Source organism: Streptomyces sp. NPDC057654, from assembly GCF_042800135.1.
GTDB lineage: Bacteria > Actinomycetota > Actinomycetes > Streptomycetales > Streptomycetaceae > Streptomyces.
In genome coordinates, this window is the sequence record NZ_JBHVHQ010000106.1 from 1 (window position 1) to 15,250 (window position 15,250).

Consider the following 15,250-nt stretch of genomic DNA (forward strand, 5'->3'; position numbering starts at 1 on the left):
GCCTTGACCACGGCGGCGGCCTGGTCGTGTGCCAGGCGTCCACGGACGCCTCGGACGGCATTGCCGTCCTCGCCTCCGGCGTCGGTGACGAGTGCGCGCACTTCTTCGCGATCGACCTGGCGTCGGGGAAGGTTCTGTGGGAGCACGACCTCGCCCCCGACGAGTGGGTCCGGGAGAGCGATACACGCATCGCGCGCAGCGGCAATACCGTCGTCGTCAACGCGATGACCAGGACGACCACCGCGTTCCGGGTCAGCGACGGCCAGAAGCTCTGGACGGATTCCAAGGCCGTCTACGACGGCCGCACCTGCAAGGGCACCGGCTACACCGGCGGCAAGCAGCTGATCCGGCTCCAGCACTGCTACGACGACGACACCTTCGACACGCCGTACGACGTCGCCGCGGTCGACCCGGCCACCGGCCACACCCGGTGGACCTACCGGCTCGGCAAGGACGGACTCCAGACGAGGATCCTGTCCACCGGCCCGGCGGTCATCGACGAATCCCCCGCAACGGACCCGATGCACCTGACCGTCATCGGCGACGACGGCAAGCGGCGCAGCCGCCTCGCCCCGGGCCCGGAGAAGCAGATGAGCAGCGGCAATCGCGATGACGGCAGTCCGGACACCGCTGTCCAGATCGCGGGTGACACGGTCACCGTGGTGGCGGACAAACTGAAGTCCGACTCCAACCAGAACAACAAGATCATCGGGTGGTCGTTGTCGAGCGGCAAACGACTGTGGGAGCACACCGCCCAGGGGCGCCTCCAGAACTACCACGCCGCGGCCTCCGATACCGGCGATCTCCTCGCCTACGTCTCCGGCAACCGCTACGACCCCGCCAAACTGGTCACCTTCGACCCCCGAACCGGACGGCAGAGCACCGTACACAAATACGACCCGTCCCCCAAGGGCACCCCGTGGATCGGAAGCGACCCCCTGCCTCTGGTCAACCGCAAGGTCCTCTACCTCTCCGTCGGTTTCGGCGGCGAAGTACGCGGGATAGAGACCGAACCCGATGAGAAGTCCCTGATCGCCCTGCCCACGTAAGGCACAGCCCGCTCAACGGCCAACTGCGACGCAGGGGGTTCTTTCACCCTCATCAAGGTGAAAGAACCCCCTTCCGCTTTCTCAGGATCCGCTTTCCTCGCATCCTCCGTACCCGCCCGCTGAACGGCCCGGACGGTCAGCCTTACACCCGCAGATTCGTTTGGTGGCGGGGGGCTAGAGACGCCGCCGTGGTGCAGGCCCGGCAGGGGGTCTGCACCACGGCGATCTCGGCGTACGGATGCGTGAGCCCCTCAATGTCTGGGGGCGATGGCTCCGAGCTGTACCAGCAGGCGTTGGACGAGCCGCGCGGAGTGCAGAGGCACGTCATAGTCTCGGGCGAGCTCTCGTGAGGAGGGCGGCGGCCTCCCCGGCGGGTACGTGCCGGCCTCCATGTCCTGGTGAACCTGGATGGCGACGCGCTGTGCGTCAGGCGGGGCCCACGTGATGTCGGTGGAGGCCGCGGCCGCGTCTTCGGCGGTGCGTACGCGGCATCTTTGCCCCTGGCGGCCTTCGATGAGGCCCTCTGACCGGAGTTGGCACTGCGCGGTGCGGGCGGTGGTTTTGGATACGCCGTACTTTTCGACGAGTTGCGCAGTCGTAGGAATTGCGGAGCCCGGTGGGTAGATGCCCTCCTTGATGGCCTGTCGGAGCTCTTGAGCGATAAAATCCCGCTGAGTGGATGCGGTATCGATGGGGGCGAGAGGCTGGTCGGGCACCCGCACCATGGCGCCTTTGCCCTTGCGGCTGAGCAGGAGCCCTTCTGCGGCGAGGTCGCGCACGGCGGCGCGGCAGGTGCTGGCGCTGGCGCCGAACTGGTCGCCCAGGACGCGGGCGCTGGGCAACTGCGTGCCTGCGGGATAGACACCGTCCTCGATGGCCTGCCGCAGATGTTCGGCGATGTGCCACTGCTGCTGGGATGGCGTGAAAGCGGCGCTGGGGGCCGCGTCGGGTGCCAGGACGACGGTGCCTTTGCCCTTGTGGACGACCACCAGCCCGTCGTCGGCGAGGTCGCACATGGCGTCGCGGAGGATGGAGTAACGGACTTGGAGCTTGACGGCCAGGATTCGGAGGGCGGGCAGTCGTGTGCCTGCGGGATAGGTGTCGTTGGCGATGGCCTGCCGCAGATGGGCAGCGACTTCTTTCCTGGTGGGGGCCTGGCCCAGTTCCGGTGTCGGCATGTCAGCCCGCCACGAGGTGTTCAGCGACGGTGAAGATGTCCGCGCGGGCCCGAGTGCCGGGCACGACGGGAACATGCCAGTGCGGAAGAGCTTCCAGGGCCTGGCGTACGGCGGCGGTCTGTTCGGGGCGGGGGGCGGCGCCGAGGCCGAAGACGTCGGGGTAGCGGTCGTCGGTCTCGGTCGTGACGAGCACGTCGTGCAGGCGGGTACCGTCCGTACGGGTGGTGCCGGGTGAGGTTCGGGGGAGCAGGATGCCGGCGGCGGTTCCTTCGGTGGCGGGGGTGAGGCGGAGCCAGGTCCGCAGCTGGTCGGGGTAGAAGCGGCACGTGAGGTCCCGGACGTGCATGCGGGTCTCGCTGGCGAGGGCGTGATCGGTGTTCGGGTCCTGGTCCGGATGGAGGCGTTCCCCGGCTTGGGCGCAGCGGCGCACGTGCTCGTATAGCTTGAGGTCGTCCAGGAGGCCGAGGCTGATCTGTGCCGAGGCGGGCCAGGGCAGCAGGTCGAGGCCGCCGCCGGGGCGGGAGCGGGCGAAGACGCGGTCGAGGGCCAGCAGGTGCCAGCCCGTGGTGGCCAGGTGGAGGGCGGCAGCGGTTGTGGCTCTGTCGGACGCCCCGGTGATGAGTAGGGCCCGGCCATCTTTGACGACTGCGGCCATGCGCAGCAGCGTCCAGCCGGTGCTCTGGAGTTGGGCGCGGATCATGTCGCGGGTCAGGCGGACGGCGGCCAGGGCGACGGCGATGTCGTCGAGCCCGGAGAGCTGCAGGTGCCGGGTGTCGGGGCAGTAGTGGTAGGCGAGGTGGCCGTTCGGCTGCACGGCGTATATCGGGCCGCCGTGGACCTGGGTGAGGAGCAGGTCGGCTCCGGCGTACCGAGCTGGGCGGTGGCCCCGCTCGATGACCGCGTCCGCGATGACGCCCGCGCGGCTCTTGTCCACGGTGGCCTGGAGGGTGAGGGCGGATGTCAGGGGATCGGCGTCGCCGGCGGGGGCCGGGGCGGTGGTCCGCCACTGGCTGAGATAGCGGGGGATCCACGTGATGGGCGTGGTGCGGTTGCTGCTGACCGTCACCTGGGCGGTGTCGGCAGTGATACGGGTGGTGGTGATGGGCACGGAGTCTCCGAGGAGGTCGTAGGGATCGTCGGCGGGCGGGGGGCATGGCGTCACGTCGTCCGGGGCGGCCGTGCCGGGCGGCAACTCCTCCAGGCGCCTGCGGATGTGGTGGGCGTCGCTGGGGCTCAGCTGCTCGTAGATTGCCAGGGAGGCGAGGTAGGACTCCTGGACGGCCGGAACAGCCGCGTACTGCTGTGTGCCTGCCAGTGCGCTGAGGATGCGGTGGGCTGAGCGGACTCCGCCAGCGTCGCGCGTAGCGCGCTGGCCCCGCCGCGTAGTCGCTGTTCCGGAGGGTGAGGCCTCGTACGCGGCCCGGGCCGCGTTGTAGGCGTCGTCGACCGTCAGGAGGGCGGCGCGGGCCTGCGCGAGGTGGACCTCGGCCTCGTCGGGGCGGACAGTGCTGGTGTCCAGCCTCTGGTGAGAGAGGTAGCCGCCGGCGATTCACTCGGCGTTGTTCCCGGAGGTGGTCGCCGGTGCCCGCCTCGTCCGTGCTTACGCCATGCCCGCCCGGCTGAGCGGCCCGTCGGGTCAGTGCCGCCCACCAGGCTGTTGTGGACGAGAAGCGCGGGGCGCCGCTTAGGTGGCCGGCGCTGCTGTGGCGTCGACTTCCGGCGTGTCGGCACGCGCCGGTGGCTATGCCAGGGAGGGGAGGTCCAGGGTGTATGCGATGCGCCGCAGGTACTGATCGGGTGCCTGGAGTTCCTCTTCGGTGGGGAACAGTATGGCGTCCCGCCACAGGGAGTTGAACTGGTCCAGGGTCAGTTTCTGCATGAGGTACTCCACGAAGTCCTGCGTGTAGTCGCACACGTCCCTTTGGGCTTGTCGGTCGTCCTGGAAGGGGGCCACAGCTTCGCGGAATCGGTCGGTTCCGCCAGGGGCGGGCCAGCCGATGGTTCGCCCCAGCAGCGTTTGGGTGACACGGTTCTGAGCCCACATGGCGTGTCCCTCCACGAAGGACGAGAAGGCCAGCGGGCTTTCGTTGTTGAGCTGGGGCGGGAGGGAAGACCTTACATAGTAAAGGGTCTTGCCGTCGCTGGCCCAGTATTGGGCGAGGTGGGTGATTTCGTGGGCCATCAGTCTGTACAGCTGATCGTCGTATTCTGCCTGTCCCTCACGCAGGGTTTCGGTGAGGATGAGGATTTCCGGCTCGCCCGTCGAATCTTCGATGCACTGGGCATACTGCAGTGCCCATCGGGACGGCTGTGTTACGTAATATTCAGCGTATTCTTCCCGGAGTTCCTTGAAAAACGGGAGTTCGTAAATGTGCGAAAAGAATCCGCGGTCGCGGTTCCAGACCGCGATGGCATATTCCTCGCAGGCGGCGGTCCACGCTGGCGTGGTGATGAGTCGGATACGCGGCGGGCTGGTGATGTCCAGGCCGGTGACCTTCTCGACGAGCGGCGTGGTTTCAGCCGCGATGTCGTGCAGGCGCTCGCCGAGCCGGTCGTACTGGGTTCCGGCTTCTTGCCGCAAATCGATGTTCACAGGTGCTTCCGTTTCGTGTTCTGTGCTGGCGCGAGGTTGGCTGCGGGACCGGTGAGCCCGGCCCCGCGGTGCGGCACGAGGTGTCAGGCCGGGCTGCCGGCAGGGCTTCTGAGGATTTTGGGCGTACAGGTTCCCGGTGAGGGGTGCGGCCGGCGGACGTAGATGGGGACGGGGTTTCTCCTGAGGAAGTCCACGTATGAGTCAGGGGATTCGATGTGGCTCGGGGTGGGGAACTGCGCGGTTTTCCAGACGCAGTTGAACTGTGCGATGCCGATCTTGCCGACGACGTACTCGATGAAGGCCGCAGCCTTGTCGCACTCGGCCTGGTTCGCGGCAACTCGTTCTTTGACGGGGCGGAGAACCTCGCGGTAATGCTCGGTCCCTTCAACTTCGTCGCCCCAGCTCACCTCCCGGCCCAGGATCGAGGAAGTGACCTGGCGGCTGGTCCAGTAGCCATGTCCTTCCGTCAGGGAACCGAGATGGGGGTGATCTTCTGGCCGGTGGCGAGAGTACGGGGAGTAGACAAGACGGAACATGTGGCCGTAGGACGCCTGGTACTGAGCCAGTGCCGTAAACCCGCCGGCCATCATCGTGTACAAATGGTCGTCGTCGTACTGGGCGTGGTACACGGACTCGGCATGAATGAGCACCGCGGGCCGCCCGGCGGCGCTTTCGGTGTACTGCATGGGAATGAGTACCGCCAGCTTTTCCCATGCCTGGGCCCAGATCGCGCGGTTGGTACGGCACTTCTGGACCGTCTCCTCGTCGAGTTTCCAGAGGAGAGCGTCGCGGGTGACAGCCCGGGACGCCATGGTTTCGCGCTCCGTCTTGCCCGCCTTCAACGTGATGAGGCGGATCAGCGGGCTGCTGGGAAGCGGAAGGCGGGTGACGTCTTCGACGAGGGGGGCGACCTGGTGTGCAATGTCCAGCAGACGTGCTGCCAGGTCGTCGTGCTGAGGGCCGGCTTCATGCTCGAACTGAATGCGGATGTTCATCGGCTGGTCCTTCGGAGTTGGCGTCGGCGGTGGGCGAAGCGGCTGCGGTTGGGACCGGCGGAGCTGCCCTCGGGGCGGGGTGCCAGGACGTGCGCGACGTCTTGCGGCTTGGCGCCGACGTCCCGCAGCGAGCGGCCGGTGGGCGTGGCGTCGGGTTCATAGGCCGACGCGGCGCAGCCATTGCTGGGCGTCGTCGAGCTCATCGACGGTGGGCATCAGCTCCAGACGGGTCCAGACCTCGTTGAACCGTTCGATGCTGGGGGCCCCGGCGATGGCGGCCGCGACGAACTTCTCGCCGGCCTCCTCCGGGAGGGGGCCGGGATCGGGTGGCGGTTCCTGCTGCCCGGCGGCCGCCAGGGCGCGGCGTTGGCGTTGCCGGTCCCACTCGGTCTGGAACCGGTGGCGTACGGAGCGCCGCAGCGGATGCGGAGGCCCGGCGGGGGCGTCGGGCAGCTGGCCCAGCGCCCAGGCCGCGTGTCCGCTCATCAGGTGCTGGACGGCTCGGTTGTCGTAACGGCTGCGGCGCACGCGCAGTGCCAGGGGCAGGGCGGTGCCGCTGCTGGCGGCTATTTGTCCGTGGTGAAGGTGCACGGTGAGGATGAGCCGGCGCAGTGCCTGGGGGGAGCGCCGCAGGCCGGTGTGGTGAAGGGCCCGGGGCGCCAGGAGGGTCTGCGGTTCGTTGCCGGCGGTGGTCACCGTCATGTACTCGTACTGAAGCCACAGATGAGCGGTCATCTGCCGCAGCGTTCGGCGCAACTGGTCGGCTTCGGCCTGCTCGCGGGCGGACGGGCCCACTCCGCCGAAGCCGCGTTCGATGGCGCGCACGATGTACGCATCGACCTCGCGGCGCCAGGCCGAGGGGGTCAGCAGCCGGTAGACCGAGACCGGCGGGCGCAGCTGGGTGACGGCATCCAGGGCGGGCGCGTCCTCGTCCAGGATCTGCTGGATCCGACGGGATAGTCCTTTGTTGTACCGGGTCTCGTCCCGGGCCTCGCACTGCGTCATGCCGACTGTCCGGATGGCGGGAGGGGCATTTCCCGGTAGGGAACGACCCGGACCTGGGTGACGGGAGGCGTCGAGCTGGAGGTCCGCAGGGATATTCGGTACGCGGTCCCCGGCTCGGGGGGACTGATCCACGGGAAGCGAGGGGGCAGAGACGAGTCGGAGCTCATGTCGGCCTTTCTGTTGCTGTGGCACCAGGCCGCCGCACACACGGCTCGGCGGGCAGGGGCGACGTGTCGGCGTGCGTTGCGTGCTGCGGGGGAGGCGGAACGGCGGGGGGCTGGACGGGCTGGGGCGGCGCAGGGCTCCGGGCGGCGGTTGAGTCCGCGGCGGGATGTTGCGTTCGCCGCCGTGCTGCTGGGTCTTCGGAACGGGAGCGTTTTTTGGTGCGCGACCTGCGTGTGTGCTTCATGACGTCCGTCAGCCTGAGGAGACAGTAGATGTGGCTCTGGGAGTAGCCGGTCAGCGCGACGAGCTCCGTGACGCTGGTGCCGTTGACGTAGTGGGCCGCCAATTGCTCGGCGGCGCGTTGCTGCTCGGCGCGCGTCATCTGCTTGCCGGGCTTGGCGGGCAGCGTTTCGGACACGGATGTCCCGGGCCTGTGCTGGTCGTTGCGGGCCGACGGATCGCAGCACCTCATGGAGGCGCTGCCGCCGGGGTGGTGTACGGGGAGGCGGGTCCGCAGGCCGGGCATCTGGTGGCCCTCGATGTAGGTCCCGCGCCGGGCCGGGTCGGTGAGCGCGGCCAGGGCGGTGGTGACCCGCCGGTGCTCGGCGTGGCCGCAGATCCTGCTGAGCAGCTCGACGGGTTTGAACGAGTAGCCGGTCAGCGCCGGGTCCTGGCCGCGCTTGAGCGGCAGCGGCATCCGCAGGAACACCCGGGGCGGCAGGGCGCTGTGGAAAATGTGGTCGAGGCGGGCGCCTGCCGGTCCGGGCTGGTGTGCGGGGGGCGTCCACCAGTCGGTCAGGAGCAGGTCGCCGATGGCCAGGTCGGGTAGCCCGGTTCCCTCGCGGGCGATGGCGAGCGCTGACTCGTACGGGCTCTGGCCCGGCCGGACGTCGCCGCCCAGGAGCCGTAGATCCTCCGGACCCGACATGGAGAAGAGCAGCACCGTCTCGAGGTCCTGGGGTGTCGAGACGGTCTGCAGGAGGAGCCGGACGCCCAGGCGGTATGGCATCGGGGTCACCGGGCGTCGTCCGAGGGGAGGTCGGCCAGGCGGGTGCGGACGCGGGCGGCATCGCGGGGCGCCGTGGTCTCCAGGATGGCCAGGGCCTGTTCGTAGTGCGCGCGGGCGCGCGCGTGCCGGCCGCGGTGGTGCTCGATCTCCCCGCACATCTCCACGGCACGGCCCTGCCAGTGGGTGCCCGGGCCCGCCTGTTCGATCACGTGCAGTGCGGTGTGCAGGAGGGTCGCGCCGTCCTCGTGGGCGCCGTTCAGGGCGGTGGCGTGGCCCAGGAAGGCCAGCGCCCGGGCCGCGTCGAAAGGGTCGTTCGCCGCGATGAGGGCGCTGTGCGCCTGGGCGAAGAGGGTGGTGGCGTGCTGGTATTCGCCGCGGCGGACGGCGGCCTCGCCCAGCACGATGCGGGCGAGCGCGACGCCCCGGGGGTACCCGCAGCTCTCCCACAGGGCGATAGCACCGGTCAGGTGCCGGGCGGCTTCTTCCGCCCGGCCGGCGTCGTGGTGGCAGGCCCCGATGCCGAGCTGGGCCTGGCCCTGGTCCCGGACATCCCGGGCCGCGCAGGCGGCGCGGTAGGCGGCCTCGTACCAGGAGACGGCCTCGTCCAGGTCGCCGGCGGCGCTCAGCCCGATGGCCCCCGAGTTGAGCATCTGCCGCTCCGCCGCCGGGTGGCGGTCGGCGCGGGCCGCGGCGAGACCGATCTGGTGGGCCTTGATCCACGCCGCGTAGTGACGCCGCCGCAGGAACACCGGCCACATGGCGTCCACCAGCTGCCAGGCCGCCGCGTGCCAGCCGCGCTCGCAAGCGGCCTCGGCCAGGGCGATCAGGCCGGTCAGGCGGGAGTCCAGCCAGTCCAGTGCGCCCGCCTGCCCGGTGAACGGGGTGGGCAGGCCGAGCAGGCACACATACGTCCGCTCCAGGGTGAGCTGGCGCGGGGTGAGGAGCCGCTGCGCCGCGGTGGCGGTCGCCAGATGCCAGTCGATGACCCCGCGCAGGCTCTCCTCGCGCTCCGCGTCGCTGTCCCGCTCGCCGCGCGCGCGGGCGTGGTCGCGGGTCGGCGCGTGGAAGCGGCAGCGGCCGGGGCCGAGCTCCTCGACGAGGTTCGCCTCGATCAGCACGTCCAGCAGGTGTTCGGCCTCGGCCAGGGGCAGGGCGCAGGTGGCGGGACGGGCCGCCGAGCCGGATAGGGCTGCGTACGACTCGTCCAGCGCATGGTGCATGGTGCGTTCCCCTTCCACGGCCAGGGCCGTGATCGGGCCGCGGGCGGGCGCCGCGGCCATCGTTGCGATGCGGTAGTGACGGCGGGAGGCGAGCACGGCGCAGGCCAGGCACAGGGCCAGGGGCATCCCCGCGCAGCGCGCGGCCACCTGGCGGGCCGCCGCGTCCTCGCGGGGAGCGCGCCGGGCTGACCGGATGGGTGGGCGGGGCGGGTTCACGGCGGGGACCGCCAAGCCTGGTCCAAGGGCCGTCGCGGGAGCACCCTCCGCGGATGCGCAGCGGGGCTCTCGGAGCCCGGCCCGGGGAGGCGGTGCCGATGTCCCAGGGGGCTGATCGCCAGAGTCAGGACAGAGAAAAGGGGGAGGACCGAACCGAGGGCGGAAGCGGCCCTCGGCCCGAACTCGACAGCGCCGAACCCGGCCGCCAGCTGCGGCAGATAGCTGACCGGTGCAGCCGCCAGGGCCGCCAGGACCGTGAGCATGGTGCGGGCGGGGCCGAACCGGGCCACACACCGCGGGGCGCACAGCGCGCCGAACAGACCGCCGACGGCTCCGGCTCCGGCGCCGACTGCCGGGCCGACCGCCGAGCCGGACCAGCCAAACTCGCGCACCAGATACACGGTCACGATGGCCTGCAGACCCGCGAGCACGAACAGCGCGAAGTCCGCGCCGCGTCGCGGTCGGGGCCACGGTCAGGGCGGCACTGGCCCCGGGGCAGGTGCTGGTCATGTCGGTCCGGTCACTCGTGGGGAAGAAGGGTTGTCTGCGGCCGGGCCGTCTCACGGTGTGACGCCGGGGAAGGACCTCTTTCACGTGCCGCATTTCTTCGGACAAGGGAATATGGCAGCTGCCCGGCTGGCCGGACCGTTGTTCTCTTCCCGTGTCCGTCCCCACGCTCCCGAGCCGCCAGGAGGTATCTGGCGATGAAGCGTGGAGACGGACTGTACGGCCGCCTGCCGGAATTACCGCCGATCAGTTCCGGGAGGCGGGTCACCCCCTTTCTCTCCGGAGTTTGTGAACCGTCGAGAGGGAAAGGGAGGAGGCTGCGGGTGGCCTCGCTGGGCAACTCCACGATGAGGCGTCGATGCCTTGGTGTGGACGCGACCCCCGTACGCGCCACATCGCCCCGTCCAGCGCCGGTGAGGTGACGCTGGACGGCCGGGTCTCCGCCGAGATCGTCAGCGAAGGGGCCCCAGAACCGTCACGCTCTACTCGAAAGTGACGGCTTCGGAAGGCGTGGCCGCGCTGGGGCGTTCCCTGGGGATCGGCCTGCCCCGAATTAATATCGCAATGCTTCTGTCAGCCGCAAATCGGGAAGCGTCTTTAGCGGGTTCCCGATTGAGGGCATGCCGAAATGACGGTTCCGCCTGTAGCGGGCGGCCGGGCGATATCGGGGAACCGTCGCCGGGAATTGTTTGCTGCCCGGACCGGGCCGGCGAGAGGCGGCTCTTTCCGTCCTTTCTTTAAAGAGGGGGCTGTTGCCGAGCCGAGGTTCAGAGGAGGCAGGCGAGCGGGGGCGGCCCCGCCGGCCAGGGTGCGCCCGGGGCCGGCGGCTGCTGAACGGGCCGATATCCTCGCCGCAGCAGTCAGTGCCTCGGTCTCCCGGCTCTCGGAGAGGGCCGGGAAGCCGCCTGGTGTCCTTCCCGCTGATCAGGTTTTGAGGCTGTAGAAGCGGATCGGGGTGTTCGCCCTGAAACCGATGCGCGGGTACATCGGTGCCCCGGCCTCGGTGGCGTGCAGGGTGGCGCGGGTCAGGCCGGTGGCCCTGGCGCCTTCACACAGGGCTCTGCGGGTGACGGCCTCTCCGTAGCCGCGGCGCTGCCACTGCGGGTCGGTGGCGACGAAAGAGACGAAGAGCCGATTCTCAGCGGCGGATGTGGCGGCGCACGCCACCGGGACGCCGTCGCGCAGGGCCAGGTAGGCGTACATCTCCGTCGTCCAGAGCACGGACCCGACCAGGCCGCCGCGGCAGTCCTCGACGGGCAGCCCGTAGGCGCCGGCCTGGAGGTCCGCGTACGCCTGCAAGTGCTCGTCGGTGCTCACGCGTACGAACGTGAGGTCGGGGTGGTGCGGTTCGGGGAGCGGGAGGATGCCGCCGGCCATGCCCGTACCGCCGAAGGCGTACTGCAACCCGGCCAGTTCGGCCGCCACCGTGAGCCCGGAGCGGGTGTCGACGGCGAGGAGATCTTCGAAGACCCACAAGAGACCCGGCTGCTTCTTCGCGCGCATGATGTCAGCCGCTTCGTCCAGGCGCCGCCGCATACGGGGCGCTGTCACCTCTTTTTCGGTCAGGGTGATGCAGTTCCAGAAGGAGAAGCGGGAGTCGGCCCAACGGACCGCGAGGCCGGGCAGATCGCGGATGTCCGCGTTCGCATCATGGTCGAGGACCATGGCCCGCCAGGCGACGACGAGTTGCTCCATCGATTCGACGGATTCCGTATGAGGGGTGAGCGGCATCAGATGATTCCTTCGAATTCGTCTTCGTCGACGCGGACTGCCTCCTGGCCGGAGTGGCGCGCGAGATAGGAGCCGCGTCCGAAGCGCCACCACACGGCGGCCAGGCCGAAGGCCACCGCCGTCGCGATGGGCGTGTAGTTGAAAGTGCTGACGGTGATGGGGCTGGTCTGCGGGAGCATGAACATCACCGTCACCCCGGCCGCCCACGCGACCGCGGTCCAGCCGATCGGCTTGCTCCAGCGGCCGAGGCTCCAGGTCCCGGGCGTCCACTTGTCGGGGTGGATCAGGCGCAGCAACACGGGGATGGCGTAGGCGCTGGTGAAGCCGACGACGGAAATGGCGGTGATGGCGGCGAAGGCCGTGGGGGAGAACAGGGCCGGCAGGGCGAGCACGAAGGCGACTGTGACGGCGAGCCAGACGGCATGGGCGGGGATGTCGCGGCGGCTGGTCTTCTCCCAGCGGGCCGATCCCGGCAGGGCGCCGCCCCGGGAGAAGGCCATGATCATGCGGCTGGCGGAGGTGGTGACCGTGTACCCGCACAGAAACTGGGCCCCGATGATCACCAACAGCAGAATCTTGGCTGTGGCCATGCCCAGCGCGTCGTGGAGGATCTGCGGGACGGGGCCGTTGGGGCTGCTCAGCGTGGCGGCGGGGTCCTGGATCGCGAAGATCATGGCGGCCAGCAGGATGCCGCCGGCGATCCAGCAGATCGCCACCGACCGGACCACGCCCAGGGGCGTGGCGACGGAGGCGTTCTTGGTCTCCTCGGCCAGGTGGACGGGGGTGTCGTAGCCGGCCAGTGCGAAGCACGGCAACAGCATGCCCAACGACACCACGTACACCTGGTTCGCCCAGCCGGTGTTGTTGGTGAACTCGCCGAATGCGAAGGCGGTGCTCTGATGGTGGGAGGGGATGAAGACCAGGGCGCCGATGATGACAACCGCGCCGAGCAAGTGCCACCCGGCGCTCACGGAGTTCAGGGTGTTCATCAGGTTGGCGCTGAACAAGTTCATGAGCGCGTGCAGCAGGAGGATGACCCCGCACAGAGCCATCAGGGCCCTGGGGGAGAGGGTGATGCCCCACTGCCAGTTCGCCCAGGCGGCGGCGAAAGTACCGATTCCGTAGTCCTGGGCCGCTATGCCGGCCAGCAGGCCCAGGAGGTTGAGCCAGCCGGTGTACCAGCCCCAGCGATCACCGCCGAGGTTTTTGGCCATGAGATACAAGCCGCCGCTGCTGGGGAACCGGGAGGCGATTTCCGCCAGCGCCGCTGCCAGGCACAGCACCAGCGGCCCGATCGCGAGCCACCCCCACAGCACCACAGAGGGACCCCCGCTGTTCAGCCCGAAGCCAAAGAGCAACAAGGTGCCGGACATGATGGAGATGGTCCCCACACCGGCGTAGGTGCTGCCGGATGTGTTCATGCGGCGGTGCAGGGTCTGTTTGATACCGAGTTCCCGGAGCAGGCGCTCGTCGTCCAGCGACTCGGGCCGCTGTTGTGCATGTGCTGAGTTGCGCATTGTGTCTCCCCACAGAAAGCAGAAACAGAGAGCTGGGACGTCCGCTCGACGGCGAGCTGCGGCGGCGGTGATCGCCCCTGGGGCGGGCAGGAGCTCACGGCCGGTAACCCCCGGGCGACGGCGGACGCCGGCGCTTGAGGCAGGCACGGCGCTTCTTCTCGAAGTCCTCCAGCCATCGGTCCGGGTGCCGTGCCACGTGCCGCCAGGGGTCCGGGGTGGCGTAGTCCCCGATGATCCGGAAGACGGCTCCGGCCTCCTCGTCGAAATCGCCCGCCGCCAGAGCAAATGCGAGGTAGTTCAAGTCGGTCAGGGAACTGGTTTTCAGGTTGCAGTGGCTGAACCAGAGCTCGAAGGCCCGGCGGACCACCGGCCGCACGGTGTCGCTGGACCACCACTGACTCGGCATGCTGCGGCCGCGGTCCCGCTGCTCCCGGTAGTCCTCCACGTGGGCGTACAAGGGCAGCAGGTACAGGGGCGAGCCGCGCGGCACCGTGTAGGTCGCCCAGTGCGCGAAGTCCAGACGGACCGCCTTCGTGGTGGTATGGGGCGGTATCGGGCCGGCCTGCAGCACCCGGGACATGCGGTGCCCGGCTTCGCGGCAGAGTTCGTCTCGCCGATGCGCCTCCTTCCGCAGCCCCCACGGCCCATGGGGCAGATCGAACTCCAGCTCGGGCGGTGCTTCGTGGTACTCCGGGAAGCGCCCTGTGCGGTCCGTCTCGGCCAGAGCCAGAAGGCAGATGGGGACCACCGGGTCGTAGGGATGAGCCGCGTCGGCCCGTCTGCACGCTTCCCGCGCCCGGTCCACCAATTCCTCCAGGATCCGAGCCTGTTCAGGGGTCTCTGGGCTTCCTTCGCGGTGGGCTTTCAGGGCCTGTTCGGTGAGGACTCTGGCATGCATCACACCGGCCGCGACGTTCGGCTTCTCCTTCAGCCACAGGCTGACGACGTTGTTTTTGGCCGCTTGCGTGGCCAGCACCTGGGTCCGTGTGGTCCATTGCGACCACGTCCGTGTCTCGGCCAGCACCTGATCCATCGTCCGCCAGTGCCCTGCCTTCACCTCCAGTACTGCCTGGTAGAGGGCAAGGTCGCGGCCGGCCGGATGTGCTGTCTCCATCAGCGCTGCCCCCACGTGGCCGTATACGGGGCGCAGCGCGCGGGGCTCTGCCGTGAGCGGCACGGCCCCGCGTGAGTATCCGCATCGCCTGCCGCAGCGGGGCCGGCCAGCTCGGCGCTGCGCCGGATTCGGCGGGCCCGGACGCCAGTCATGAGCCCGTCCTCGTGGACGCGGGGGTGCTGAGGAGGGCCTGGCTGTCCGTGTCGGTGGTGGTCATGGGGTCTCCGGAGCGCTGTGAGACGCCGGAGGAGGCGTCGTCTTCCGTTGCGGCGCAGACAACGGGCGCGCGGATGCCGCCCAGGTGGTGAACGACGGTTGCCCAGCGCTGCGGTTGGGCGGGTAAGCGGTGTCGTCGAGGGGAGGCATCACGGGGTCTCCAGGACGCGTCGGCGCGCCGGGTTGTGGCGGATTTTCTCCGCCTCGGCAGGGCGTACGAGCGAGAGAAAGGCGTGGCGGCCGAGGTCCGCGGAGAGCGTGCCCCCGGTGAACTCCGCTCGTCGACGGTGCAGAAAGTGACGGGCCAAGGTGGTGGCGCCGACGCCGGGCGGGCCGCTGATCACCACTACGCGTGTCGCCCCCGATTCCATGTCCGCCAGCGCGTCCAGTCTCTGGAGGTCATCGTCACGACCGCTGAGGACCGAGAGCGCTGGGAGCAGCTGCTGCGGCACACGGCGCGGCAGGGGCGGGAGGTCTTGGGAGTCGGGGGTGCTGAGGGGGGCCTGGCTGTTCGGACCGGTGGTGGTCATGGAGTCTCCGGAGCGCTGCTCGGAGGTGCGGTGTCCACCGGAGGATGGGACCAGTACATGGCATACCTTGTCGGTGATCATCGTGACGGCTCGTTGCGGACCGGGCCGGGCCGCAACGCGAGACGAATTGCCCTCCGACGCCGTGGCGTACGAGCCCGGAGGAGGCGGCCGATCTGGTGCTGTCTGGACCGGACGGGCCTCAGAG

13 protein-coding genes are annotated in these 15,250 nt (G+C 69.5%); 1 reads left to right on the plus strand and 12 read right to left on the minus strand.

What is annotated here, in order from left to right; translation table 11 throughout:
- Window positions 1-1,049, plus strand: a 1,049-nt coding sequence (locus tag ACFU99_RS11535; protein ID WP_384389304.1) for a PQQ-binding-like beta-propeller repeat protein, incomplete at its 5' end; no start/stop codon positions are given.
- Between the two features lie 251 nt (window positions 1,050-1,300).
- Here the strand turns inward: ACFU99_RS11535 and ACFU99_RS11540 are convergent.
- The 12 genes from ACFU99_RS11540 to ACFU99_RS11595 form a co-directional block, all read right to left on the minus strand.
- Window positions 1,301-2,227, minus strand: coding sequence for a winged helix-turn-helix domain-containing protein (locus ACFU99_RS11540; RefSeq protein WP_384389307.1), 927 nt, complete (start codon window positions 2,225-2,227; stop codon window positions 1,301-1,303).
- 1 nt (window position 2,228) lies between these two features.
- Window positions 2,229-3,335 carry a hypothetical protein gene (locus ACFU99_RS11545; protein WP_384389310.1) on the minus strand — a complete coding sequence of 369 codons (1,107 nt, stop codon included), beginning with the start codon at window positions 3,333-3,335 and terminating at the stop codon, window positions 2,229-2,231.
- Window positions 3,336-3,968: 633 nt separating this feature from the next.
- The gene (locus ACFU99_RS11550; RefSeq protein ID WP_384389312.1) at window positions 3,969-4,820 is read right to left on the minus strand and encodes a hypothetical protein; all 852 of its coding nucleotides are present in this window, start codon (window positions 4,818-4,820) and stop codon (window positions 3,969-3,971) included.
- A gap of 83 nt (window positions 4,821-4,903) precedes the next feature.
- Window positions 4,904-5,815, minus strand: coding sequence for a hypothetical protein (locus ACFU99_RS11555; protein ID WP_384389315.1), 912 nt, complete (start codon window positions 5,813-5,815; stop codon window positions 4,904-4,906).
- Between the two features lie 156 nt (window positions 5,816-5,971).
- Window positions 5,972-6,820, minus strand: a complete 849-nt coding sequence (locus tag ACFU99_RS11560; protein WP_384389318.1) for a hypothetical protein — start codon at window positions 6,818-6,820, stop codon at window positions 5,972-5,974.
- A gap of 163 nt (window positions 6,821-6,983) precedes the next feature.
- Window positions 6,984-7,994, minus strand: a complete 1,011-nt coding sequence (locus ACFU99_RS11565; RefSeq protein ID WP_384389320.1) for a hypothetical protein — start codon at window positions 7,992-7,994, stop codon at window positions 6,984-6,986.
- 5 nt (window positions 7,995-7,999) lie between these two features.
- A complete protein-coding gene (locus ACFU99_RS11570; RefSeq protein ID WP_384389322.1) occupies window positions 8,000-9,430 on the minus strand; it encodes a regulator in 1,431 nt (476 codons plus the stop codon).
- A complete protein-coding gene (locus ACFU99_RS11575) occupies window positions 9,427-9,822 on the minus strand; it encodes a hypothetical protein (RefSeq protein WP_384389325.1) in 396 nt (131 codons plus the stop codon). Before ACFU99_RS11575 ends, ACFU99_RS11570 begins: the two co-directional genes overlap by 4 nt.
- Window positions 9,823-10,861: 1,039 nt before the next feature.
- Entirely contained in the window at window positions 10,862-11,668 is an 807-nt protein-coding gene (locus tag ACFU99_RS11580; protein WP_384389328.1) for a GNAT family N-acetyltransferase, read from the minus strand.
- Window positions 11,668-13,185, minus strand: a complete 1,518-nt coding sequence (locus ACFU99_RS11585) for an amino acid permease (protein WP_384389330.1) — start codon at window positions 13,183-13,185, stop codon at window positions 11,668-11,670. Before ACFU99_RS11585 ends, ACFU99_RS11580 begins: the two co-directional genes overlap by 1 nt.
- A gap of 94 nt (window positions 13,186-13,279) precedes the next feature.
- Window positions 13,280-14,314 (minus strand): hypothetical protein, encoded by a 1,035-nt coding sequence (locus ACFU99_RS11590; protein ID WP_384389333.1) that lies wholly within the window; start codon window positions 14,312-14,314, stop codon window positions 13,280-13,282.
- A 350-nt stretch (window positions 14,315-14,664) separates the two neighbouring features.
- On the minus strand, window positions 14,665-15,045 hold the full coding sequence (locus ACFU99_RS11595; RefSeq protein WP_384389336.1) for an AAA family ATPase: 381 nt from the start codon (window positions 15,043-15,045) through the stop codon (window positions 14,665-14,667).
- Window positions 15,046-15,250 lie beyond the last annotated feature (205 nt).

Bases quoted from the DNA above. Each gene is read 5' to 3' on its own strand.
- ACFU99_RS11580 (WP_384389328.1), bottom strand. From the start codon at position 11,668: ATGCCGCTCACCCCTCATACGGAATCCGTCGAATCGATGGAGCAACTC.
- ACFU99_RS11540 (WP_384389307.1), bottom strand. From the start codon at position 2,227: ATGCCGACACCGGAACTGGGCCAGGCCCCCACCAGGAAAGAAGTCGCT.
- ACFU99_RS11585 (WP_384389330.1), bottom strand. From the start codon at position 13,185: ATGCGCAACTCAGCACATGCACAACAGCGGCCCGAGTCGCTGGACGAC.
- ACFU99_RS11565 (WP_384389320.1), bottom strand. From the start codon at position 7,994: ATGCCATACCGCCTGGGCGTCCGGCTCCTCCTGCAGACCGTCTCGACA.
- ACFU99_RS11555 (WP_384389315.1), bottom strand. From the start codon at position 5,815: ATGAACATCCGCATTCAGTTCGAGCATGAAGCCGGCCCTCAGCACGAC.
- ACFU99_RS11595 (WP_384389336.1), bottom strand. From the start codon at position 15,045: ATGACCACCACCGGTCCGAACAGCCAGGCCCCCCTCAGCACCCCCGAC.
- ACFU99_RS11560 (WP_384389318.1), bottom strand. From the start codon at position 6,820: ATGACGCAGTGCGAGGCCCGGGACGAGACCCGGTACAACAAAGGACTA.